Annotated in this window: 18 protein-coding genes and 1 pseudogene; 9 read left to right on the forward strand and 10 right to left on the reverse strand. The window is 59.3% G+C overall.

Annotated features, from left to right (window positions below):
• Window positions 1-14: 14 nt before the first annotated feature.
• The 3 genes from VD17_RS05585 to VD17_RS05595 are packed head-to-tail and all read right to left on the reverse strand — an operon-like array spanning window position 15 to window position 4143.
• Window positions 15-1625, reverse strand: coding sequence for a GMC oxidoreductase (locus VD17_RS05585; protein ID WP_046053019.1), 1611 nt, complete (start codon window positions 1623-1625; stop codon window positions 15-17).
• A 17-nt stretch (window positions 1626-1642) separates the two neighbouring features.
• Entirely contained in the window at window positions 1643-3430 is a 1788-nt protein-coding gene (locus tag VD17_RS05590; protein ID WP_046053020.1) for a thiamine pyrophosphate-binding protein, read from the reverse strand.
• Complete coding sequence (locus VD17_RS05595) at window positions 3427-4143, reverse strand: ThuA domain-containing protein (RefSeq protein WP_046053021.1); 717 nt, start codon at window positions 4141-4143, stop codon at window positions 3427-3429. Before VD17_RS05595 ends, VD17_RS05590 begins: the two co-directional genes overlap by 4 nt.
• A 395-nt stretch (window positions 4144-4538) precedes the next feature.
• Between VD17_RS05595 and hisD the strand changes: the two genes are divergently transcribed.
• The 3 genes and pseudogenes from hisD (at window position 4539) to VD17_RS33045 (ending at window position 8118) form a co-directional block, all read left to right on the forward strand.
• On the forward strand, window positions 4539-5822 hold the full coding sequence (gene hisD, locus VD17_RS05600) for a histidinol dehydrogenase (protein ID WP_046053022.1): 1284 nt from the start codon (window positions 4539-4541) through the stop codon (window positions 5820-5822).
• Between the two features lie 442 nt (window positions 5823-6264).
• Window positions 6265-7260, forward strand: a pseudogene (locus VD17_RS33040) (PDC sensor domain-containing protein); the annotation flags it as partial.
• A gap of 102 nt (window positions 7261-7362) precedes the next feature.
• Window positions 7363-8118: a methyl-accepting chemotaxis protein gene (locus VD17_RS33045; protein ID WP_440130558.1), complete on the forward strand. Its 756-nt coding sequence runs from the start codon at window positions 7363-7365 to the stop codon at window positions 8116-8118.
• A gap of 165 nt (window positions 8119-8283) precedes the next feature.
• Here VD17_RS33045 and VD17_RS05610 read toward each other — a convergent pair whose 3' ends face one another.
• The 5 genes from VD17_RS05610 to VD17_RS05630 all read right to left on the reverse strand — a co-directional run bounded on the left by VD17_RS05610 (window position 8284) and on the right by VD17_RS05630 (window position 14202).
• Entirely contained in the window at window positions 8284-9870 is a 1587-nt protein-coding gene (locus VD17_RS05610; RefSeq protein WP_046053024.1) for a GMC family oxidoreductase, read from the reverse strand.
• Window positions 9871-9985: 115 nt separating this feature from the next.
• Window positions 9986-11065 carry an ABC transporter ATP-binding protein gene (locus VD17_RS05615; RefSeq protein WP_046053025.1) on the reverse strand — a complete coding sequence of 360 codons (1080 nt, stop codon included), beginning with the start codon at window positions 11063-11065 and terminating at the stop codon, window positions 9986-9988.
• Window positions 11066-11070: 5 nt separating this feature from the next.
• The gene (locus tag VD17_RS05620; protein ID WP_046053026.1) at window positions 11071-11862 is read right to left on the reverse strand and encodes an ABC transporter permease; all 792 of its coding nucleotides are present in this window, start codon (window positions 11860-11862) and stop codon (window positions 11071-11073) included.
• A 31-nt stretch (window positions 11863-11893) separates the two neighbouring features.
• Complete coding sequence (locus tag VD17_RS05625) at window positions 11894-12829, reverse strand: ABC transporter permease (protein WP_046053101.1); 936 nt, start codon at window positions 12827-12829, stop codon at window positions 11894-11896.
• Window positions 12830-13041: 212 nt separating this feature from the next.
• Window positions 13042-14202: an ABC transporter substrate-binding protein gene (locus VD17_RS05630; protein ID WP_046053027.1), complete on the reverse strand. Its 1161-nt coding sequence runs from the start codon at window positions 14200-14202 to the stop codon at window positions 13042-13044.
• 515 nt (window positions 14203-14717) lie between these two features.
• Here VD17_RS05630 and VD17_RS05635 point away from each other — a divergent pair.
• Window positions 14718-15890, forward strand: coding sequence for a thiamine pyrophosphate-dependent enzyme (locus VD17_RS05635; RefSeq protein ID WP_046053028.1), 1173 nt, complete (start codon window positions 14718-14720; stop codon window positions 15888-15890).
• Window positions 15891-15917: 27 nt separating this feature from the next.
• Window positions 15918-16151 carry a twin-arginine translocase TatA/TatE family subunit gene (locus VD17_RS05640; protein ID WP_046053029.1) on the forward strand — a complete coding sequence of 78 codons (234 nt, stop codon included), beginning with the start codon at window positions 15918-15920 and terminating at the stop codon, window positions 16149-16151.
• Window positions 16152-16179: 28 nt separating this feature from the next.
• Here VD17_RS05640 and VD17_RS05645 read toward each other — a convergent pair whose 3' ends face one another.
• On the reverse strand, window positions 16180-17046 hold the full coding sequence (locus VD17_RS05645) for a transcriptional regulator (protein WP_046053030.1): 867 nt from the start codon (window positions 17044-17046) through the stop codon (window positions 16180-16182).
• 496 nt (window positions 17047-17542) lie between these two features.
• On the opposite strand from VD17_RS05645, the gene VD17_RS05650 reads away from it, so the two are divergent.
• On the forward strand, window positions 17543-18712 hold the full coding sequence (locus tag VD17_RS05650; RefSeq protein WP_046053031.1) for a Gfo/Idh/MocA family protein: 1170 nt from the start codon (window positions 17543-17545) through the stop codon (window positions 18710-18712).
• Between the two features lie 10 nt (window positions 18713-18722).
• Here the strand turns inward: VD17_RS05650 and VD17_RS05655 are convergent, their stop codons facing one another.
• Complete coding sequence (locus VD17_RS05655; protein WP_046053032.1) at window positions 18723-19484, reverse strand: DeoR/GlpR family DNA-binding transcription regulator; 762 nt, start codon at window positions 19482-19484, stop codon at window positions 18723-18725.
• A gap of 148 nt (window positions 19485-19632) precedes the next feature.
• On the opposite strand from VD17_RS05655, the gene VD17_RS05660 reads away from it, so the two are divergent.
• The 3 genes from VD17_RS05660 to VD17_RS05670 all read left to right on the forward strand — a co-directional run bounded on the left by VD17_RS05660 (window position 19633) and on the right by VD17_RS05670 (window position 22689).
• Entirely contained in the window at window positions 19633-20667 is a 1035-nt protein-coding gene (locus VD17_RS05660; RefSeq protein ID WP_046053033.1) for a glycoside hydrolase family 3 N-terminal domain-containing protein, read from the forward strand.
• A 2-nt stretch (window positions 20668-20669) separates the two neighbouring features.
• Complete coding sequence (locus tag VD17_RS05665) at window positions 20670-21683, forward strand: glycoside hydrolase family 3 N-terminal domain-containing protein (RefSeq protein ID WP_046053034.1); 1014 nt, start codon at window positions 20670-20672, stop codon at window positions 21681-21683.
• Between the two features lie 121 nt (window positions 21684-21804).
• Window positions 21805-22689: a sugar phosphate isomerase/epimerase family protein gene (locus VD17_RS05670; RefSeq protein ID WP_046053035.1), complete on the forward strand. Its 885-nt coding sequence runs from the start codon at window positions 21805-21807 to the stop codon at window positions 22687-22689.
• Window positions 22690-22726: the final 37 nt, after the last annotated feature.

Raw genomic sequence — 22726 nt, forward strand, 5'->3', positions numbered from 1 at the left:
TTGGTTTTTACCGTTCAACTCGGCAGGCGTTTGAAGCTCGCCGCGACCCGAAGGGCATTGGCGGCGATGGTCAGTGCCGGATTGACCGCGGCCGATGAGGGGAAGAAAGAGCTGTCGACCACCCAGACGTTATTCAGGTCATGCAGCTTGCAATTCACGTCCAGCACACTGGTAGCGGGGTCGGTGCCCATCACGGCAGTGCCGCATTGATGCGAGTTGGTGGCAATCCCCATGCGTGCTTTCAGAATCACTGGATAGCCCGCCTCGCGCATCACTTTACTGGTCTTGCTCACCAAACCTTCATGAGCCTTGAGGTTGTTCGGCGTCCAGTGGACCTTGATCGCACCACGCTGTTTGTCATACGTGACGCGGTTTTCCTGCGTCGGCAAATCCTCAGAGGTCAGATACAGGTCGACGCTGTGGTCGGTGATGTATCGCGATGCGAACTTTGGCAGCCACGGGCGCATGGAGGTAATCATGGGCTCACGGATTTTTCCCAGCATCTGCACGTTACCCAGCGGGAACGAATTGTGCGGGCTGGCGCTGTACCAGTCGTTGATGGCCAGGGTCTTCTGGAAGATCACTTTGTTCTTGCGTCGCGGGTCCACCGCCAGCATGAAGGTGCTGTTGTGAACCATGTAGTTGCGCCCCAGTTGCCCAGAGCTGTTGCCAAGGCCTTCAGGGTGCTGATCGTTCGCCGACTTGAACAACAGGGCTGCGCTGTTCACCGCGCCGCACGCCAGGACAAAACGTTTGGCTCGAAGCGTCACCTCGCGGCCATCAATCAGGCCACGGGCCTCGTTCACGGTCCGGCCGTCGGTGCCGGTGATCAGTTGTTTGATCGTGGTGCGGGTCATCAGCCTGACGGTGCCACTGCGCAAGGCAGGTCTCAGCGCCGATACTTCAGCGTCAGCCTTGGCATCGACGAGGCAAGGATAGCCGTCGCAGGTTGAACACAATACGCAGTCACCGCCGTCGCCATAATCCACCGCTGCCGGCATCACGAAGGGTTTGAGCCCGGAACGCCGCATGCTTTGTTCCAGCGGAATCAGGGCGGGGTCATGTTTGAGCGCAGGTAGCGGAAAAGGGCCCGAGCGCCAGGGTTCGCTGGGGTCGATGCCGGCCTGGCCATGCACCCGATAAAGCTTTTCGGCTTCGGCGTACCAGGGTTCCAACTGCGCGTAACTGATGGGCCATGCGGGTGAAACGCCCTCGGCGTGCTGAATTTCGCCAAAATCCTCTTCGCGAAACCGTGGCAGCATGGCGCCGTAGAATTTGGTGTTGCCGCCGACGTAATAAAACACCCCCGGCGAAAACGCTTGATTGGATTCATCCAGCCACTGTTCGGCATTGCGATAGCGGCCTTCGGCGAACACCGATTCGCTGCTCCAGTTCTGTATTTCACGGGGCAGGAAATCCCCCCGTTCGACGATCACAATGTCCAGCCCACTCTCGCGCAGCGCATGGGCAAAGGTTGAGCCGCCCATGCCCGAGCCGATAATCACGACATCACAGTTGATATTGCCATCTGCATCAGGTGTCACCACGTCGAGGGCGCGCGGTTCGCGCGGCGCCCCCGGTTGTGGATTCAGCTCTGCATGATGCGAAATCAAGGCATCACTCATTTGAGCTGCTCCAGTTCTTATAGGTGCTGTTCGGAGTTGCGTAGTTCCCGGTATTCGTCCTGGCGTTCGTCGGTGATGTACTCAGGAATCGGGAAGTCCCACCAACCCGGCACCCAAGGGCCCGCGGCGTCACGGTCAGTCGGGACTTCGATCAGCACCGGCACGTTGAGGTCCAGGGCTTCCTGCAGGATTGGCTCGAGGTCTTCAGGGCGCTCCACGCGATAGGATTTCAGGCCGAAGGCTTCGCCGACCGCTTTGAAATCCGGGCTGTACGGCGTGCCATCCGGGTGGTTGAACTCGGTGCCGATGTGGCGACTGGTCTGCTTGCGCTGGCCACCGCGAATCGACATGTATCCGGCGTTGTTCTGGATCATGAACACCACGGGAATGTTGTTGGTCACGCAGATCGCAATTTCCTGTGAGGTCATCAGGAAGTCACCATCGCCGAGGATGCACACCACCGGTTGGTTCGGCGCCGCCAGTTTGGCTCCGATCGCCGCAGGCACCGCCCAGCCCATGGACGAGAAACCGCCAGAGGTCAGGTGTGTACGCGGCGTGTACACCGGGAAGGTCTGCTTGACCGCGCCCTGGGTGTTGCCGGAGCCGACCACCACAATGGTGTCCCGCGGGAAGATCTTGCGCAGCGCGCCCAGCGGACGTTGCGAGGTAAACGGGAAGCGGTCGGAGTCGCGACGACCCGCCAGTTTGGTTTCCCATTCGTCCTGATAACCGCGCAGGTCGGCCAGGTATTCTTCGCGGTCCACGGTCTGGCCTTTCAAGCCTTCGACGATGTGGGCCAGGGCGTATTTCGCATCGGCACAGATACCCACGGTGACCGGGTAGTTTTTGCCGATTTCGTGCGGATCGATATCGATGTGGATCAGCTTCGACGGCGGAATCGCAAAGGTCACACCCTTGGCATAACTGGACGACGACCAGTCGGTAAAGCGACAACCCACGGCGATGATCACATCGGCGGTGGACGCCACTTTATTACCGCACATCGTACCGGTCTGACCGACGCTGCCGGCGAACAGCGGGTGATCTTCGGGGAAGCCGCTTTTGCCGTTCCAGGTGGTCACCACCGGAATCTTCCAGGCTTCGGCCAGGGCAAGCACTTCAGCACTGGCCTCGCCGGTAATGACACCGCCGCCGATCACCAGCACCGGGCGCTTGCACGTCTTCAGCTCTTCAACCGCACGGGCGGTAGCTGCCGGGTCTGGGAAGCATTTGCCGATCGGGGTGCGTTCTTCCAGGGCGTGCAGGGTTACTTCGGCGGCTTCGGCCTGAACGTCCATCGGGATTTCCAGATGAACCGGACCAGGGCGGCCAGTGACCATTGCGCTCCAGGCCCGATGCATCATGAACGGCAGTTCTTCAACGCGGGTCGCGACCCAGTGACGCTTGGTCACGGCTTCGGCGATTTTCGGAAAGTCGTTGTCGGTATAGCGCTCCAGCTCCTGCAGCAATCCGTGGCCGCGCATGTGGGTGGGCGGCCCACCGGTGATCAGCATCAGGCTGGTGGAGTCGGTGAACGCGGTGGCCATGCCGATAACGGTATTGGCCGCGCCGGCACCGATGGAAGTGACCGCCGCCATCGGCTTGCCGGAAACCCGGTAGTAACCGTCCGCAAGGTGAACCGCACTCTGTTCGTGGAAGACCTGGATGAACTTGAGTTTCGAGTCTTCCTCAAGGAAGGCATCGGTGAGGGTCCAGATACCGTGGCCGGGGATGCCGGCGACGTATTCGACGCCATAGTTTTTCAGGGTTTGAGCCACGATCTGGCTGCCGGTCAATTTAGTCATGACAGGACTCCTTGGGTTGATGAAAGTGGGGTGGTTTTTTCAGTGCTTTGTGCGCGGCCGCGAGTTGCCCAGTTCAGGCCCTGCTTGGTCAGGCGGCGGATATTCGGGTCGGCCAGGTTGCTGGTGTCGTGGCCGATCGAGTGATAGAACACCCGGCCCTGCCCCCACTGGCGAACCCAGGCGACCGGGCTGCGATGGCCCTTGAGCCAGGGGAACGGGTTACCGTCGAAGGTGGTTTCGGCCAATACGTGGATGTTCGGGTCGACCTGCATGTAGTACTGCTCGGACCGCACCTCGAAATCCTCGACGCCTTGGGTGACTTCGTGGCTGTGGTCGATGATGTTGACCTGGTACGGATGGGGAAAACCTTCGCCCATCGGGTGCTCGAGAAACGAGCCGCCCAGCACCCAGTGATACTTGAGGCTGGCGCGAAAAGCGGCGCCCGCGCCATGCCAACCCACCAGCCCGGTGCCGCTTTCTATGGCTTCGAGCAGGCGGTTTTCCTGGGAGGCGGTCAGCGTTTCCGTGGTCACGGCGTTGTTCCAGCCGATCACGATCAGGTCGTAACCGGTCAAGTCCCTGTCCAGTGTGAAGATGTCGGTGGACTCTTCGACGTCGAAATCCAGTTCCTGGAAAACGGTCCGAGCCCATGCAGCAATTTCGTAGGGGTAATGGCCGGGCCAGCCACCGTATAAATACAAGACTCGACTCACGGTTGGTCACCTCTTCAAGTTGGGTGTGATTATTAGGTTATACGTATAACCGCTTATTTAAACTATCACTCAGAATTACTAAGTCAATGCCTTCGTTGTTTTTTTATGGGTGATGGCTTGCGGCCCTTGTTTTATGGGCCTTAAAGCCGCGCAGGTCGCAGTTTGTAAATAACCGGTAGTTCTGAAAACGATCAGGTCGCAAGGGTTTGTTAATAAATGGTTATACGAATAACAATAGTTGTCGCTGTCAGTGCTTCAGCATTGCGTCTGTGCTGCGTCAGATCGCGTCATCAATAAGGAGCCTGCGAAATTGCCCGGGGCAGGGAGGTGAGAAAAGATGGTCGCCAATGCTGAGTGCATGTGGCGTGCCCTCAAGAACCACCTGGAGCAAGTTGATGATTCGTTATCTGAAGAAAAGTAAGCCTGTCGAAGCTCAGGCCGAGATTGCGTCCCAAGTCCGCGAGACGGTTGAGCAGATCATCGCCAACATCGCCAGGAACGGCGACGCCGCCGTGCGTGAATACTCGAAGCAATTTGATAAATGGGAACCCGTGTCTTTCCGCCTGACCGACGCAGAAATCGCGGCGTGTGTCGCCAGTCTGTCGGAGCAGGAAATCGGCGATATCAAATTCGCCCAGGCGCAAGTCCGCCGGTTTGCCGAAGTGCAAAAAGCCTCCATGCACGACGTCGAAGTCGAAACCCTGCCGGGGGTGATCCTCGGGCACCGCAACATTCCGGTGAACTCGGTGGCCTGCTACATCCCCGGCGGCAAATACCCGTTGCTGGCCTCGGCGCACATGAGCGTGCTGACCGCCAAGGTGGCGGGCGTGAAACGCGTGGTCGCCGCAGCGCCACCTTTTGATGGCAACCCCCATCCGGCGATCGTCACCGCGATGTACCTGGCCGGTGCCGATGAGATCTATTGCGTCGGCGGCGTACAGGCGATTGCCGCGTTTGCCCTGGGCACCGACACCTTCAAAGCGGTGGACATGATCGTCGGGCCAGGTAACGCTTATGTCGCGGAAGCCAAGCGCCAACTGTTCGGCAAAATTGGTATCGACCTGATCGCCGGCCCGACCGAAACCCTGGTGATTGCCGATGACAGTTCCGATGTTGAAATCATCGCCGCCGACTTGCTAGGCCAGGCTGAACATGGCGTCAACTCGCCTGCGGTGTTCCTGACCAACAGCACGGTACTGGCAGAAACCCTGCCGGCCGAAATCGAGCGCCAATTGGCCATTCTCTCGACCGCGCCCGTCGCCTCGGTTGCCTGGCGTGACTATGGCGAAATTATCCTGTGCGACACCGTCGACGAGCTGGTGCAGGAAGCCGACCGGATTGCATCCGAGCATGTCCAGGTGATGACTCGCGAGCCGCTGTATTTCCTGGAGCACATGACCAACTACGGCGCGCTGTTCCTCGGTGAACGGACCAACGTCTCCTACGGCGACAAGGTGATAGGTACCAACCACACCCTGCCTACCACCGGCACCGCGCGTTACACCGGCGGGCTGTGGGTCGGAAAGTTCATCAAGACCTGCACTTATCAACGCGTGCTGACGGACGAAGCGTCGGTGCTGGTTGGCGAATACTGTTCGCGCTTGTGCGGCATGGAAGGCTTCGCCGGGCACAAGGAGCAGGCGGATATTCGCATTCGTCGCTACAAGAAACACGCTTGAGGGTTGTTGCTCAGTTGCAGCACTTGGCAAGCGGGTAGCGAGAAAAAGGGTCGTTTCTCGCTGCTGTTGGTCACTCTCACCGTCTTTCCAAGTGTTTTCAGGCTCTCCGTATGGGGAGCTTTTTTTTTGAAGCGCTCGACAGAACTCGTTGTTCCAGGCTGGATTTTAGTGAGGCGATGCGATGGGAACCTTCTCGATTAAAACAAGAATTACGCTGGCTGCCGGGAGTTGCCTGTTTGTCATGGTGCTTTGCCTGGTGGGGTTTTCGATTCAACAGATGCGCGACACCTCTGCAGTGGTCAGCGAGTCCAGTACCCAGGCGCTGTCCCAGGCCTCCATGCAATACCTGGAGGCGACGGGGTTCTTGCAGGCCAACGGGATTGAGCAACGCTTCCTCAGCAGCCTGATGTTCACCCGTTCCCTGGCTACCCAAGTGGTGATGATGCGCCGCCAGGCCAAGCAAAATGGCTTGGCCCCGGCGCAGTTGCGCGGTGATCTCTATCGCCTGATTCGCGCGCAAGTGGCGACCACACCGGAGATCCTCGGCGTCGGCATTTCGTTTGAGCCGAATGCCCTGGACGGTGCCGACGGGAGCGCCATCAATGGCGCCGAATTCACCGGCAACCCTAAAGGCCGGTTTGCGGTATACGTCTCGTCGATGCAGAACTTCGTCCTCGACGAAAAGGAAATGCTGGACGACGGTGACCCTGGGAAAGCCTGGTGGAATTGCCCGAAAAAAACCCGCAAGGCCTGCCTGATCGAGCCCTATACCTTCCAGCTCAACGCTGTGCCGACCCTGACGTCGAGCATCGCGATCCCATTGATGGATGGTGGGAAATTCCTTGGTGTGGTAAGCATCGACCTGCCGTTGAGCAGCCTGCAAAACATCGCGCAGAAAGCCAGTACCTCGCTGTTCGACGGCCAGGGACAACTGACGTTTGTCAGCGCCGCCGGTGCCGTCATGGGTAAAAGCGGCGACCCTGCGGCGTTGGGAAAATCCATCAAGGACCTCTACCCACGACAGGCTGCTGACATGTTCGAGGGCGCGAAGTCGGGGAAAACCTTGGTCCACGATGAGCCTGACAGCGCCAACGTGATGCTCGTCGTGCCGTTTTCGCCGATCCCGAACGCCAGCCAGTGGATGACTGTTATCGAAGTGCCGCGCGCCACGTTGATGGCCTCGGTCGCAGAGATGCAGCAGATCATGGAGCAATCCAATCGGCGGTCGGTCATGGTGCAAGTGGCCACCGGAATCGGGGTCACGGTGGCCGGTACGCTATTGATGGGGTTGTTGGCGGTGAGTGTCACTCGGCCTATTCGCCGGGTGTCCGCCATGCTGGAAGACATTGCCAATGGCGAGGGCGACCTGACTCGCCGGTTGAGCGCCGAGCGGCGTGACGAAATGGGCGCGCTGGTGGGGTGGTTCAATCGCTTCCTCGATAAGCTGCAGCCGATCATTGCCGAGGTCAGTCAGAGTGTTCTGGAGACTCGATCCACCGCAGATCAGGCGTCGTCGATTGCGACTCAAACCAGCAGCGGCATGCAGCAACAACTGCGCGAGGTCGAGCAAGTCGCCACCGCTGCCCATGAGATGAGCGCGACTTCACAAGACGTCGCGCGCAATGCGTCCATGGCCGCGACGGCTGCGCGCAATGGTGATGTCGCGGCGCGGTCCTGCAAAGGCACCATCGAGACGGCTGCGCATTCCATTCAGTTGCTGGCCGATCACATGAGCGGCGCCATGACCGGAGTCCGCCAGCTTGCCGACAGCAGTGAGAAAATCGGCAGTGTGCTTGATGTGATTCGCACCATCGCCCAGCAAACCAATCTGTTGGCACTCAACGCTGCAATCGAAGCGGCGAGGGCCGGGGAGACGGGACGGGGATTTGCGGTGGTGGCGGATGAGGTTCGCCATTTGGCCCAGCGCACGCAGGATTCCGTGAGTGAGATCCAGGGCGTGATCGAAAGCCTGCAAAGCGGTACGCGCGAGGTGGTGAATGCCATGCAGAGCCAGCACCGCCAGGCAGACGCCAGCGCCGCCCAGGCCCTGGAGGCGGTCGGTGCGTTGGCCCATGTCAGCCAAAACATCGAGATCATGACGGACATGAACCTGCAAATCGCCAGCGCGGCGGAAGAGCAGAGTGCGGTGACAGAAGAAGTGAACCGCAACGTCTCGGCGATCAGAGACGTGACCGGTGCATTGGTAGAACAGGCCGATCAATCGGCCCGGATCAGCCAATCTCTGAATGACCTGGCGAACCAGCAACAGGTGCTGATGAACAACTTCAGGATCTGATCCTCCCACGCTGGACTGGTGTCGTTCACAAGTCCTGGGCCCGGCAAAGATCACCTGTGGGAGCGAGCTTGCTCGCGATGACGGCGGTACATTCAACATCAATGTCGCCTGTTACACCGCTATCACGAGCAAGCTTGCTCCCACAGGGGGGCTGTGCTGTGTTTGCTAATGAGCGTGCTGGATATGATCCGCCGCTTTCTCGCCAATCATGATCGCCAGTGCGTTGGTGTTGCTGGAGCACAAACTCGGTGCAATGGAGTTGTCGGCGACGCGCAGGCCTTCGATCCCGTGTACGCGCAACGTGTTGTCCACCACCGCCATCTCGTCCACGCCCATTTTGCAGGTGCCGACCGGGTGTAGCGCGGCGTGGGCCTGTTGGCGCACGAACTTGCGGTAATCGTCGTGGGTGCGCAAGGGTTCGGCGGGGACGTGCTCGCGCAGGATGTGCCCGGCCATGGCGCTCTGGGACATGATGTGGCGGCCGAATTCGGTCGCTTGCACCATGCACTCCAGATCGAAGGGGTCGGTCAGGTAGTTGGGTTCAATCGACGGCAAGTCCATCGGGTTGGCGCTGCGCAGTTGCACGGCACCCGTCGAGCGCGGGCGGGTCTGGCACACGTTCAAGGTGCAGCCATTGCCGCCAGGGACGGAACCGACGCCCGCCTCGACGCCGGCGCCGGCCATGAAGCAGTACTGCGCATCCGCACGGTTCTGCGCCACCGACGTGCGCCAGAACGCGCCGCCTTCGACCACGTTGGAGGTCACCGGGCCTTCCCGAAACAACGCGTACTGCAAGCCTGCTGCGAGTTTCCAGTGCGGCTTTTTGTACTTGTCGTAGCTCAAGGGGCGCCGCAGTTCATTGATCAAGGACACTTCGATGTGGTCCTGCAAGTTCTGCCCGACTCCAGGTAGGTCATGCATCACCTTGATCCCTTTTTCGTGCAGGTGACTGGCCGGGCCAATGCCCGACAGCATCAACAGTTTCGGCGAGTTGATCGCACCGGCGCTGACAATGACCTCGCCATCAGTCCTGAGTACTCGGCGCTGATTTTTCTCCCTGTATTCAACGCCCGTCGCGCGCCCCTTTTCGATGAGGATGCGCAAGACCCGGCAGTTGGTTTTCACCGTCAGGTTCGGGCGCTTGCGCGCAGGCTTCAGGTACGCGATGGAGGCGCTTGATCGCAGGCCGTTTTTTGCGTTGATTTGATACAACCCACAGCCGTCCTGCACCCCGGAATTGAAGTCGGCGTTATAGGCCAATCCAGCCTGTTGGCAGGCTTGCAGCCAGAGCTTGGTCAAGGGGTGGGTATAACGCTGATCGCTGACGCCGAGCGGGCCATCGGTGCCGTGGGCGTCGTTGCTGAAGCGGTCGTTGATCTCGCATTTCCTGAAGAAGGGCAGGACGTCCTGATAGGCCCAGCCCTGAGCACCGCCGGCGGCCCAACTGTCGTAATCGGCGGGTTGCCCGCGCAGGTACACCATGGCGTTGACCGAACTGCCGCCGCCCAGCACGCGCGCCTGCACCATGGTGGGGTTGGCGGTGCCGATATAGTCCGCTGGCGGCTCCCAGGGGTAATGCTCGACCAGGTTGCCCTGGCTGGTCTTGTAGAAACCGACCGGCAGATGAATAAACGGGTGGCTGTCTCTCGGACCTTCTTCGAGGAGGATCACTGAAGCCTGCGGATTTTCGCTCAAACGTGCTGCAATCACGCACCCGGCTGACCCGCCCCCGACCACGATATAGTCGACCATTTTTGTGTACCGTCCTGGTCAAAAAAAACGCCGGATCATGCTCTTGTGCAAGAGCGAATGATCCAGCGCTGAAGTGACTGATAGATCCCGCGCTGAATTCGGCAGGGGTTTGTGTTTACGCCGGTATCACCACAAAACTGTCCGGCTTGCAGGTCAGCGCCACGTCCGCTCCGGGCGGCAGCGTGAGGCTGCCCGGAGTCGGCAGTTGCTGGCATTTGAGGTCAATGGTGCCGCCAGCCACCGCCACCCGGTAAATCACCCGATTACCGATAAACGATGTGTCCTTCACCTTCCCGGCAAAGGCGCCGTCAGCCAGCGTCGCGCCTAGAGCGGGCTCAAGGCCGATGGTTTCAGGACGGATCGACACATTCACCGGCCCGGCGCCGAGGCTGTTCTTGGCCGTGTGCGCATAGCGACCGAACGGCAGGTCCACAAAGCCATTGCTGGTATCGCCCAGCCCATAGGTGCCGTTGACTATATTGGTGTCGCCGAAAAACTTCGCGGCGAACAGTGTGCGCGGTGACCAATACATCTCTTGCGGGCCACCGATCTGTTCGATGCCGCCCTTGTTCAACAGGACCACGCGGTCCGACAGGATCATCGCTTCGTCCTGGTCATGGGTCACATAGACGAAGGTGGTCGAGGTCTCTTCGTGGATCCGTTTGATCTCGTTGAGCATGTGGTGGCGAATCTTCAAGTCTAGTGCCGCTAACGGTTCGTCGAGCAGCAACACCGCGGGGCGATTCACCAGCGCCCGGGCCAGAGCGACCCTTTGGGCCTGGCCGCCGCTGAGCTCGGAGATCCAGCGATTCTTGAAGCCTTCCAATTGCACCAGCTCCAGGGCCTTGGTCACTTCACGTTTGATCTCATCCTTCGGTTTCTTCTTCAGGCGCAGGCCGAACGCCACGTTGTCGAAGACATCGAGGTGCGGGAACAGCGCGTATTTCTGGAACACCATGTTCACCGGACGCTGCTCGGGCGGCAGGGACGTGGAGTCCTTGCCGTCGATCACGACCTTGCCGGTGGTGGGTTCTTCGAAGCCCGCGATGATGCGCATCAGGGTGGTCTTGCCGCAGCCACTGGGGCCGAGCAAAGTCAGGATTTCGTTGCGTTTTACGGTCAGGTCGACTTTGCCCAGGGCGGACAGGCCACCGTAGCTTTTGGAGATTCCGGTCAGTTCAATACTGTTGGTCATGGTGATTACTCTGCAGTTTCAGCACGTTCAAGTTCGAGACGACGACGGCGCAAGGTCATGACCAGGCCGGCGATGACGATGATGGCGATGGTCACGACCAGCATGAATACCGAGGCGGCATTGATGGTTGGGCTGACGGCGCGGCGCATCATCGAAAGAATCATGAGGGGCAGCGTGGTGTCGCTGCCGGTGACGAACACGGTGATCAGGAATTCGTCCATGGACAGCGCCACGGCGAGGATCGCGGCGCCGGCAATCGTCGGGCCGATGATCGGCAGCGTCACCAGCCAGAACGCCTTGAGCGGTGTGGCGCCCAGGTCCCGCGCCGCTTCTTCGAACGACAGATCGAAGTACTCCAGGCGTGAACGCACGGACTCGACGAAAAACGGAAAGGTGAACAGCGTATGACCGATCACCACGGTCAGCAGCGAACGCGGCAGGCCGATCAACGAGAAGAAAATCACCAGCGCGATCCCGAGGAACAGACCGGGCAGGGCGATGGGGGCGAAGTTCATGAAGGCAAAGACCGATTTGACACGGCCTTTCATGCGCATCAGCGCCAGTGCCGAGAACGTGCCCAGCAGGGTGGTGAGCACGGTCGAGCCCGCGGCGACGATGGCACTGTTGGTCAGTGCCGTCATGAAGTCCGAACTGCTGAACAGCGCCTCATACCATTGGGTGGAGAAGCCCTCGAACGGGAACGACAACGAAGCCGACGAGTGAAAGCTGAACAGCGTGATAATCGCGATCGGCGCGTAGAGAAACAGCATGTAAACGTAAGTGAAGAGTCTGATCATGGCGGTCACCTTGCATTGTTATGGGCGGCATTCAGTCGTGGTAACGCTTGCCGGGCGCCAGGTTGGCCGCCCGCAACACACCCAGCAGCAGCGCATAGACCAGCATGAAGACAATCAACAGCAGGTAGGCCATCGCCGCCCCCAGTGGCCAGTTACCCACCGAGCGGAACTGGTTGGCGATCACCAGGCCGGTGGTCATGGCGTCTCGACCGCCCAACAACTGCGGTGTGACGTAGTCACTGGCGGCGAGGACGAAGGTGAACATGAACGAGCTGACGATGCTCTTGTGCGCCATCGGAATGATCACCCGCCACAAAATAGTGGCGCCGCTGGCGCCCAGGTCGGCGGCCGCTTCGAGGTAATCCTTCTTGATGTCGCGCAGGCCCGACACCAACAGCAAAAGGGTGAACGGCAACATGATGTGGACCAGGGTCAACACCACGGAAAACTTGCTGAACACCAGCCAGTCCAGTGGTTGATCGATCAGCCCCAGGTGCAGCAAGGTGGAGTTGATCACGCCGTTGGTGCCCAGGATCGAGCGCCAGGCGTAGACCCGCACCAGGTAGCTGGAAAACCACGAGATCAACGCCAGGTACAGCACGGCGTTGGAGCGCGTTCGATAAACGATGTAATAAGCCACCGGGGCGCTGATCACCGTTGACAGCACGGCGGTCCAGAAACCGTTTTGCAGCGCGATCCAGAGCGAATCGTAAAACCCGCTGGCGCCAAGGGCCTTGGCATAGTTGGCCAGGGTGGCGGCCGGTTCCATGCTGAAGGTCTTGGCGGTCCAGAAACTGGCGACCAGCAGCAGCACCGACGGGATGAGAAAGAACACAACCAGGAAAAACAGGGGAGGCGACGCCAGCAAATAACCGCTCAGGGTTTTTTTGTCGATTTTCACGTGTTTACCGGCCTGCGAATCCCGTTCATCAAGAAGGATGGGCTCGCTGTTGTTGACTACGTTCATGATTAGGGTGCCTTTACTTTTTTTATCGATAACGAGGGCGCTTTGGCGAGCGCATGCACGGCGTAACGTGTGCTGTTTCCGGGTGCTGCGAATGGCGTCGACAGGCCATTGCATCGCCCTCATCAAACGGAGCAGCGCGTGCCCGTAGACACGCGCCCTCCGGTGACCGTCCGTTCAAACCAACCTTCCACTACACCGGGTTGCCGGCCGCTCTAGAACGAGCCTTTGAAGTTCGCCCACTGATCGATCCATTCAGCATAGGTCACATACTTGTCGGAGCTCAGGGGGGGCTGGCCGTAGAGTTTCGACTTCTCGAAAAAGCTGTCGAGGTTCGCGTAGTCGAAGGTGTTTCGCAGGTCTTCGGGCAGCATCGGCACGGCTTTCTGGTTGACCACGCCCGAGAACATGGTGGTAGCCATCTTGGCCTGGGTATCCGCCTCGAGCGTCTTGTTGATGAACTCCAGCGCCAGGGGCACGTCTTTGGCGGTTTTGGGGATAAACAGGGCATCGCACCAGAGCGCTGCGCCTTCTTTGGGAACTGACAGCGCGGTGGTCACGCCGCGCTTGACGGTTTCGCTCGGGGTGTTGGCGGACGCCGAGAACACCGCGTCGACTTCGCCCGACACCAGCAGGGACACCGCGTCGCCCGAAGAGGCGGCAAAGACGCGGCATTGATCGCGATACGGTTTGAGTTTTTCGAAGGCGTCGTCGAACTCGGCACGGGTCAGGTTGGGGAATTTGTCGCCGTAGCCGGCAATGATCGCGATGAGTGACCAGTTTGAGGTGCCGTCATCGACGAAGGTCAGCTTGCCCTTCAGTTTCGGGTCCAGCAGGTCCTTATACTCGGTAGGCTTTTTCACGTTTTTCGGGTTGTAGACAATGGTGTTCATGCCCCACAGAAGCGGCACGCCCCACTGTTTGCCATCCCAGAACCAACGTTTGCCCTTGTAGAACAGCGGGACGGTATTTTCCTGCGAGTAGTTGGGGATCTTCGAGGTGTCGATGGCCTTAAGCAGGCCCATTTCCTGGTAGATGGTCTCGTAACCCAACGCGTACATGGTCAGGTCAAGTTGCACGGGATCGGAACCGGCCAACCGCGCGGTAATGTCGTCCTGATTACTGGCATAGCTGGAGCGCACGGTGATGCCACGCTGTTTGCGCCATTCGGCCAGTTCCGCGTCACCGGTTTCACCTTCCCAGCCAAGAATCTCCAAATGTCCGCCCGACGCGGCGAACGCACTGGGCACAAAAGAACCCACGTACAACCCCACGGCAGAGGCGGCGGCCCCGAGCAAAAACGTGCGCCGTTTCAAGCTGATCGAATCCAGGTCAATGCCGGTCAAGCCATAACCCGTTTCTGTTTCTTTTTTCATTTCGAGTTCCTGCCTAGGGTGGTTGTTAGCAAACGCTTTGCGACTAGCAATGTCTGTAGATCGGCAGTGTTATGGCCAGCATGGGTCCTTTGCAGCTGGGGAGGCGGGCGGCGCAAAATTGCCTGATGCAACGGGCATTGCGCGGTTGAGCTCCACTGATCCGATTGACTCTTCCTTGGCTGGGCTGCGCCGCTTTCCTCGGGTTGCAAGGTCAAGACTTGAAGCGGCGCGCCTAGCGCTTGATAGGCTCGGCTTGTTGTTTTCATGGATCGAGTATTGGCCTGGCAGGCAGAGCACTCAATTTCGCAGCATCTTTAAAAGCGACGCACTCTGACGCATCAAAGTGACCTAATCGGCGCAGCAGACTCCCTTTAACCATAGTTCTCCCTGAACGGGTGAGGGGGATGGATGAGCTGCGTCAACCTGCGTCTCTTTTACCGGGGGTGCGAAATTGAGCCGGGGCTGCTGCGGGCGAATACTCCAATCGCGATCCTGAGATTTGATTGGAGTGTCCTGTGAAACTCACTGGTGGCCAGATTGTGGCGAAAGCGCTGAAAGCGAACGGTGTCGACTATGTCGCCGGGATGCCGGGTGACGGCTCGTGGGCATTGGTGGAAGCGTTGCTGACGGCCGGTACCGATATCCCGTTCATTCAAGTGATGCAGGAGCAAAGCTCGGTGCATCTGGCCGACGGCTATTTCCGCGCCTGCGGTCGTCCCATGGCGGTCCTGCTGCCCGTCCCGCCGGCTATTTCGAAAGCCCTGGGTGCGATGGCGGCCGCGTTGGCGGATTCATCGGCGATGCTGATCATCAGTGGTGACAGCGCTGTTCAGCGTCCGGCCACGTTGGCCCCCGGCATTACCAAAGAGCATGTGCAGGTCTCGGCGATTGAACAGCTGCCGCGCGCCCTGCGTCAGGCGTTCGATACGATGTTGAGTGGCCGCGTCGGCCCGGTCAGCCTGGAGATTGCGCAAGCGGTGCAGACCGCCTCGCTGGACGTCAGCCTGGCGCCCGCCACGTTACGAGCCAGCAGCGAAGTCCAACGGCCAGATCCCCGATTGAAAACAGCCGGGCCAGATGAACATCCAGCGGCGCGCTGGGTTGAAGACAGTACCATTGACGTCCCGGCCTTGACCGTTCACAAACCCTTGGCTGAATTGCGCGCGGTGCTGGAAAGTGATGCGATGCTGGTCATCGGCGCGGGGCGGATCCAGGCCATCGCACGGGAGATGTTCCCCCTCGACAATCCCGGCAACCATCTGTGCACCGGTCGTGTCAGCACGCTGGGTTGGGCGGTGCCGGCGGCGATCGGCGCGAAGCTCGCCATGCCGGCGCGTCAGGTGGTGTGCGCCGTAGGCGACGGGGATTTCCTGCAGTCGATGCAGGAAATGGCGGTGTGCGTGATGCACAGCATTCCCGTGGTGTTCCTGGTGTTTAACAACAGTGGTTACGTGTCATTGAGCGATGTGCAGGTCCCGGTGGTCGAGCAGCACCGCGCTGGCGAATTCAATTTGCCGGACGGCAAACCTTACTCGCCGGACTTTGCCGGCATTGCCAGGAATTTCGGGCTTGAGGCGTGGCGGGTCGAGCACGCTTCACAACTCAATCCAACCTTTATCAAGGCCCTGAACAGCAAGGGGCCGTCGTTGGTCGAGGTGATCACGGCGCGCGGTTCGCGGGTGAATTAATCAACGGGTCTGCAGAGGAATCATGCGATGGGCATTTTGGACTGGAAGCACTGGATCGTCATTCTGGTGGTGGTTGTGCTGGTTTTCGGCACCAAGAAGTTGAAGAACCTGGGCACGGATGTCGGTGAATCCATCAAGGGCTTTCGCAAAGCCATGAATGACGATGAGCAGGGCAACGAACACCCGCCAACGCCGGTGCCCCACGTCAGCACGGCAGTGGATGCGCCGTCGATCATCGACGGGCAGCATCACAAGGTCTGAACATCAACGAGGTGGTTTTGCCGCCGCCTCAGTCCTGACCGCCCCACACGATTGTCGCGTTTTCGCCGGTCATGTATTCGCGCACTTCCAACGGTAAAGACTGGTCGCTGGGCAGGACGGCGGTGGCGTTGCGCAGGTGATGTTTGCGGATCTTGCCTTTGTCCACCAGCCCCAGCGCCATTCGGGTAGAGAAGGGCTGGCGGAAAGACGAAGACGCAACGCCGGTCACCAAGCCATACAGGAATCGGATCGGTCGGCGATGCTGTGGGGTCAGGATCGAAAATGTCATCTCGTTGCGTTGCTTGCCTTCAAAGTCCACCAGGAACAAACGGTCTCCGAGCAACAAACAAAAGCCGTGATAGGTGAACGAGTAGCCGATCTTGCCGCTGCCATCGAGCAACGGGAAGCGTTCTACCGTGACGTACTGCACCATCGAATCGGCTCGATACAGGCAGGTGACCGAGCGCAGTATCCGGCCCTTGTAGATCGATGAGTTGTGGTAACGGTAATAGACGCCCAGATAGTCCTCGAGCAAATCGGCCGACTGCTTGGCCAGCGGCAGGAAATGATTGAATTGCGCCGAGGCACGCAAGTCCGTCGGCAGTTCGTTTTCATACCCCTCATAGAACTTCTTGAACTCGGCAGGCGGGCGAAACAGGTCCTCGGCTTCCATCATGAAATAACGGCCGATCTTCTGCAGGATCTTCTGCGAAGGAACGTGCTGACCCACCAGGTATTTGTTGAACTGCTGGCGATTGACGTCGACCTTGCGGCACATGTCGGCCACCGACCGGCAGGACTCCACTAGCGTACTCAGGTTCTTTTGCACATTCGCCTGCAAGTCACTGCGAACCTGCTGTCGCTCGGAGTGCGAGGTGGCGGCAGTCAACGACATGGGGGGCTGATCTCCTCGGCTGGGCATTGTTATCTCGATGGGGTCTGGTTAATTAAGTGGCAGGTTATAAAAGTTATAGCGCAGTTATCGAAATAACCCTTTGCTTAACCACAAGTGCTTGAATTTGTTGTTATTAATTCAAGCATGTTTTGTGCCGGTTTATTCAGTTCGCAGGGTTCTTTTATAAGCAAGCGAATGCAGCATGTTTTCGCCTTGATTGGCGCTGATAAACCTATGGAAAACGTTGGATCATTGTGGCCGGACGGGCGAGTCCAGAGCCTTCGGGTTACTACTGACCACAGCCAGTAACACATTGATTTTTCGCGGGTAACACCTGATGTTGCTTCCTGTGAAAGAACCAGCTGGCCAGATCGGTCAGGACGCAGGTGCTTCAGTGCGCGTCATGTATCGAAGTGGTGCGAAATGGAGAATAAAACAATCGCCATTGATACTCATGGGATGCACCTAAGCGTCCTCTTAGTGGAGTCTTTAAGCGATGGCAAGATTAACCGGTGATATTCCAGGGCAAAGGCGTTTCAAGGTCGGCATGGTCGGCGGTGGACAGGGCGCTTATTTCGCCAGCTATCATCGAGCGGCCATGCGTTTGTGCAATCGCTTCGAGATTGTCGCCGGCGCCTTCTCTTCGGACGCGGATAAATGCCGTGAGGCCGGGACGGCGTTCAATCTTGAGCAAGACAGGATTTACCTGTCATTCGCAGAAATGGCCGCTGCCGAATCCCGTCGGCCGGACCCCATCGATGCGGTGGTCATTGTCACGCCCAATCACCTGCATTTCGAACCGTGCCGACTGTTTCTCCAGGCGGGGATCCCGGTCATTTGCGACAAGCCATTGGTCAATGACCCGCAAGAAGCCTACGGGTTAGCCAGCATTGCCGAGCGGCACAATACGTTTTTCGCGGTGACTTACACCTATCAGGGCTATCCCATGGTCCGGGATGCCCGCAGTCGTATCCAGTCCGGGGAATTGGGTGAGATCCGCTTCATGTATGTCGAGTATTTGCTGGAATGGCTGGCGCCGGGCGTCGACGGCTTGAGTAAGAGCCTCGCGTGGCGTGGCGACCCTGCAAAGGCCGGCCCGACCGGCGCGTTGGGCGATGTCGGGACCCACGCTTTCAATATGCTCGAGTTCCTTTCCGGGCGACGCTGCACGAGCCTCAACGCCAAGTTGACCACGGTCGTGCCCGGTTGGCGGCTGGATGACACCTGTGTGGTTCAACTGGAATTTGCAGGCGGCGCGGACGGCTTGCTGTGGGCCAGTTTCGCCGCGCCGGGGCATCGCAATGGGTTGCGGTTCAAAATCATTGGCAGCAAGGCGTCGCTTGAGTGGTGCCAGGAAACACCGGAAACCCTGTTGTTTACGCCCATCGATGGCGCCGACCGCATCTACCGTCGCGGCCAGAGCGACAACGCGGCTCAAACGTTGACGTTCACCAGTTTGCCGGCGGGCAATACCGAGGGTTATCTGGAGGCGTTGGCCGTGCTTTATGCCGATTTCGCCGAGGCCCTCGATGCCGGGGCAGGGTGGCGAACGGCGACGACCGTGCCATTGCCGGATATTCACGAGGGCGTGCGCGGCGTGGTGTTGTCCCAGGTCTGTGTCGAATCCAGTCAACGGCGGGCCTGGGTGGCTTTTCCAGATCAGTAAATCAGTTGGCTCAAGATGCGACCACGATGTTTGAAACCTTGGCCTGAATCGGGCCAAGACGTTCGGCCGGGGCGTCTTTTTCCACCACCAGCACACCCAGTTCCTCGCAGGACGCGACCTGGTAATGCGCGATGCTCGACAGTTTTTCATTGGTCGCGGCCACCACAATCTGGCCGCTGCGAGACACCACCGTGCGCTTGAATTCCGCATCGTCCATGTCGAACGCCGTCACGCCCTTGACCGCATCAATCGCGCAGGCGCCCAAGAAGCACAGGTCGAAATTGAAGTTCGACAACTGCTGAATCGCCGTCAGCCCCACGGTGCTGCCGGTTGCCTTGTGCAGGCGCCCACCGAGCAAGATCACATCGGCCAGCGGCAGCTTTTGCATTTCCAGGGCAATGGCTGGCGAGTTTGTGGTGATAGAAACTGCGAGGTTGTGATCGATTGCGCTAGCAATCGAAGCGTTGGTGGTGCCGCCGTCGATGAAAATATGTTGGCCGGACTTGATCAGTGCCGCAGCGGCCTGCCCCAGTGAGCTTTTGCGGTCAGCCTGAGCATGGTCGCCGCCGCGCACCGGTGCCACGGATATAGCCCCGCCGTAGACCCGTTTGCAGATGCCTGCTTCCGCCAGTGTCGCCAGATCGCGGCGGATCGAGTGCTCGGAAACATTGAATTCCTGGGCCAGATCGCCTGCCAGCACCCGACCATGGGTCGCCAGCCGTTCCGCGATCAGGTTCTGTCGTTCCCCGGGGAAAGCTTCATGAGTGAGCATTGACTAAATCGATTCCCTGTGTAGAGTGAGCGCAATCGAGCATATGGCGTGCGTTTTGTGCTCGAAGTTGATCGGTATCATGCGTGGCACTTCGTCATGCGTCAATAAAGTCGAGCGTTCTGCTCAAAAACGGTGTTGAGGAAAAGCGATGTCAAGCGAACTGCATCAAGCTGCGTATTCGGTCCTGCTGCCCGCATTCGGGGATTTGCACCTGGACGACAACGTCCGTCGTTACTTGAGCCGAGGCGGCGTTTCCATTTTGCTCGGTGAAACCCGGGATGAGTACGTCAGCCGTGACATGAGCCCGGCGCGCAAGGGCGCTGAGACCCAGGCCGGCTTTATCGCGATCGCCGCAGAGGCGGCAGCATTGGCCGGGGCGCCCGTGCTGATTGCGGTGGATCAGGAACTCGGAGGCATCGAGCGCCTGCACCAACTGGTGCCTGCCATTGCGTCGAGAGAACAGCTCAAGGACCTCAGTGCTCAAGACATCGAGCAACGCTGCTTTGAGATGGCCACCGTGGCACGGGGCTTGGGCGTTAACCTGTTCCTGGCGCCGATCGTCGATGTGGTCACGGGCGCCAACCCGTGGTTGCACAACCGGCATTTGGGGGCCGACCCCGTCGAAGTCAGTCGGGTTTCCTGTGCCTTTATCCGCGGAGTGCAGCGCGCCGGGGTCATCGCCACTGCCAAACATTTTCCCGGTCATTACGTCACCGAGCTGGATCCGGCAATCGCTGAGGCCACGGTTCCCGGGCCGCTGGAATTGCTCAATGACAACCTCGACGTGTTCAAGCACGTCATTGCCACTGGTGTGCAAGCAGTGATGCCGGGGCCTGCAGTTTTCCCTGCCATCGACCCTGATCACTCCGCCTCGACCTCGGCCAAAGTCATCGGGGTTTTGCGTGACACCCTCGGCTTCGATGGCTTGATCATTTCCGATGATCTGGATGCGGTTTCCATCCTCAGGGGCAACGCCATCACCGACACCGCTGTCGCTTCGCTGGCGGCCGGCGCGCACCTGTTGCTGGTGTCCAGCGAGTCGGGCCTGGATGCCATCGCCGAGGCAATTGTCGCGGCTGTCCAAGAAGGCGTTCTGGATTGTCAGATTCTGTTGGCCGCGGCCACCAAGGTTCGCGAACTGGCAGCGGCCAATCACAACCAACACATCTCCCGTCGGGGTTGATCATGAGCACCCTTGAAAGCAAGGCATTCAGCGTGCTGTTTCCGGTGTTGCTCGATCTGGACATGAATGACGGCGTGCGTCGTTTTCTCGGCAGTGGCGGGCGCAGCCTGCTCTTCGGCGAGACCGCGCAGGAGTACGTCAGCGGAAAAATGAGCGAGAGCCGCCTGCAAGCGGAAACCCTGGAAAAGTGGCAACGATTCACCGGCACGGCAAAGGAACTGGGCGGTCCGTTGCTGCTCGCGGCCGATGCGGACATCTCCGCCGTGCACCGTTTGCAAGGGATAGCGCCGGCGCTGCCCGAGCCTGAGCGGGCCAGGGCGATGGGCATCGTTGAACTTGAAGAAGCGTGCTTTCAAGTCGCGACCGCCGTGCGCAACGCCGGGGTGAATCTGCTGCTGTCGCCGACCGCCGACGTGCTGGGCGGCACCAACGTCTGGTTGCAGGGGCGCACACTTAGCGATGATGTCGACCGCGCCGCAGCTATGGTTGGGGCTTATGTGCGTGGTGTGCGTCGGGCCGGGCTGGCCAGCACGCTGAAGCATTTCCCCGGGCATCCGGTGCTATTGCAGCTACCGGCCACGGAAGTGGCGGTGGTCAACGAGTCGCTGGATCAACTGCGTGCCTACTGGCCTGCGTTTCAAGCCGGGGTGAATGCCGGGGCCGACGCGGTCATGATGGGGCCGGCGATTTTTTTGGCGTGCGAGCCGCCGGTTGCCGCCTCGGTGTCACCCGAGCTGATCGGTTTGCTGCGCCAGGAATTGGGGTTCAAGGGCCTGGTCATGACCATTGACCTCGACCACCGCTCAACCATCGGAGACTTATCGCTCGGCGAAGTGGCGGTTGCGGCGCTGAACGCGGGGGCGGATCTGTTGCTGGTTTCCGCCAACGCGATGCCTGAGATTCCACAGATTGTTCGCGCCATCACCGCGGCTATCACTCAGGGAAGGTTGTCGCAGGAGCGACTTGAGGCGGCTGCAATGGCCGTCGCCATCTTGGCCAACCGTCTCGCGGGTTGAATGACCCGTTGCCACAACCTGACGCAGAAACTGCGTCAGGTTGCGCCGCATTTGCCGTGAGTGCGAAATAACCGTCGAAACCCTATCGCTCTACACTGGATGTCAACGGTAGGAGCCTTATATGCACACTCAAAACAACATCCTGGCCTTGCATTCCACAGTCGCCAAACATTCGACGCTGGCGATAGACATCGACATCGCAAAGACCGTCGGTTTCGATGCGCTGGAAATCTACAGCGGCAAACTGGAAGCCTATTTGCTGGCCGGTCATTCCGAGTCGGAACTCAAAACCCTGCTGAGCAAAACCCACGTCACGGGGATCGGCTACCTGAGAGATATCGAACGCCAGGGCGCTGAACGCGATGATCTGTTGAAGGAAGCGGAACGGCTTTTTCAACTGGCCAACCTGGCCGGCGCCAAAGGCGTGCAAGTGCTCACCGGGCCGATCAATGTTCAAGCGGTGATCGATTTCCAAATGCATGGCACGAGTGCTCATTACAGCGGTTTGCTGGGGCACGATGAAGCGCAACAATTGGCGTTAACTGCCAGCAATCTCGCGCTGCTGGCGGACCTGGCCAAGCAATACGACGTCCTGCTTTATCTGGAAGCGTTGTCCTGGACGCCGTTGAACACCTTGGCGCACCAACTGCAGCTCATCGATCGCACCGAACGCAGCAACGTCAAAATGGTGATCGATTACTGGCATTGCTTTACCTCCGACGTTAAACCCGAAGACATCGCGCGCATGGATAGAGACGTGATCTACGGCGTGCACGTGTGTGACTCACTGCCGTTTGCCGGTGGCATTCCCAATGAAGAAATCCTCCGGGATATACCGACTGGGAGCGGGATCTTGAACCTCGCCGAGTGGACGGACGCGGTGAAGGCCACCGGCTACGACGGTTGGTGGAGCTGCGAGTTGTTTTGCAAGAAACAGCAGCAGCAAAACAGCTATGAGGTGGCGAAAGAGCTGAAGGCGCTTTTAGTCAGCCTCGTTGCTCGATAAAGCGCCGTTCACCCGGTTTCACAACTTCCGTTCTTAC

Origin of the sequence: Pseudomonas fluorescens (assembly GCF_000968015.1) — a bacterium.
GTDB classification, from domain to species: Bacteria; Pseudomonadota; Gammaproteobacteria; order Pseudomonadales; family Pseudomonadaceae; genus Aquipseudomonas; species Aquipseudomonas fluorescens_W.

Excerpts from the sequence above, each read along its gene's own strand:
- VD17_RS05590 (WP_046053020.1), bottom strand. The coding sequence starts at position 3,430 with ATGACTAAATTGACCGGCAGCCAGATCGTGGCTCAAACCCTGAAAAAC.
- VD17_RS05655 (WP_046053032.1), bottom strand. The coding sequence starts at position 19,484 with ATGCTCACTCATGAAGCTTTCCCCGGGGAACGACAGAACCTGATCGCG.
- VD17_RS05615 (WP_046053025.1), bottom strand. The coding sequence starts at position 11,065 with ATGACCAACAGTATTGAACTGACCGGAATCTCCAAAAGCTACGGTGGC.
- VD17_RS05660 (WP_046053033.1), top strand. The coding sequence starts at position 19,633 with ATGTCAAGCGAACTGCATCAAGCTGCGTATTCGGTCCTGCTGCCCGCA.
- VD17_RS05650 (WP_046053031.1), top strand. The coding sequence starts at position 17,543 with ATGGCAAGATTAACCGGTGATATTCCAGGGCAAAGGCGTTTCAAGGTC.
- VD17_RS05610 (WP_046053024.1), bottom strand. The coding sequence starts at position 9,870 with ATGGTCGACTATATCGTGGTCGGGGGCGGGTCAGCCGGGTGCGTGATT.
- VD17_RS05630 (WP_046053027.1), bottom strand. The coding sequence starts at position 14,202 with ATGAAAAAAGAAACAGAAACGGGTTATGGCTTGACCGGCATTGACCTG.
- VD17_RS05585 (WP_046053019.1), bottom strand. The coding sequence starts at position 1,625 with ATGAGTGATGCCTTGATTTCGCATCATGCAGAGCTGAATCCACAACCG.
- VD17_RS05640 (WP_046053029.1), top strand. The coding sequence starts at position 15,918 with ATGGGCATTTTGGACTGGAAGCACTGGATCGTCATTCTGGTGGTGGTT.
- VD17_RS05645 (WP_046053030.1), bottom strand. The coding sequence starts at position 17,046 with ATGTCGTTGACTGCCGCCACCTCGCACTCCGAGCGACAGCAGGTTCGC.
- VD17_RS33045 (WP_440130558.1), top strand. The coding sequence starts at position 7,363 with ATGCAGCAACAACTGCGCGAGGTCGAGCAAGTCGCCACCGCTGCCCAT.
- hisD (WP_046053022.1), top strand. The coding sequence starts at position 4,539 with ATGATTCGTTATCTGAAGAAAAGTAAGCCTGTCGAAGCTCAGGCCGAG.
- VD17_RS05625 (WP_046053101.1), bottom strand. The coding sequence starts at position 12,829 with ATGAACGTAGTCAACAACAGCGAGCCCATCCTTCTTGATGAACGGGAT.
- VD17_RS05620 (WP_046053026.1), bottom strand. The coding sequence starts at position 11,862 with ATGATCAGACTCTTCACTTACGTTTACATGCTGTTTCTCTACGCGCCG.
- VD17_RS05665 (WP_046053034.1), top strand. The coding sequence starts at position 20,670 with ATGAGCACCCTTGAAAGCAAGGCATTCAGCGTGCTGTTTCCGGTGTTG.
- VD17_RS05670 (WP_046053035.1), top strand. The coding sequence starts at position 21,805 with ATGCACACTCAAAACAACATCCTGGCCTTGCATTCCACAGTCGCCAAA.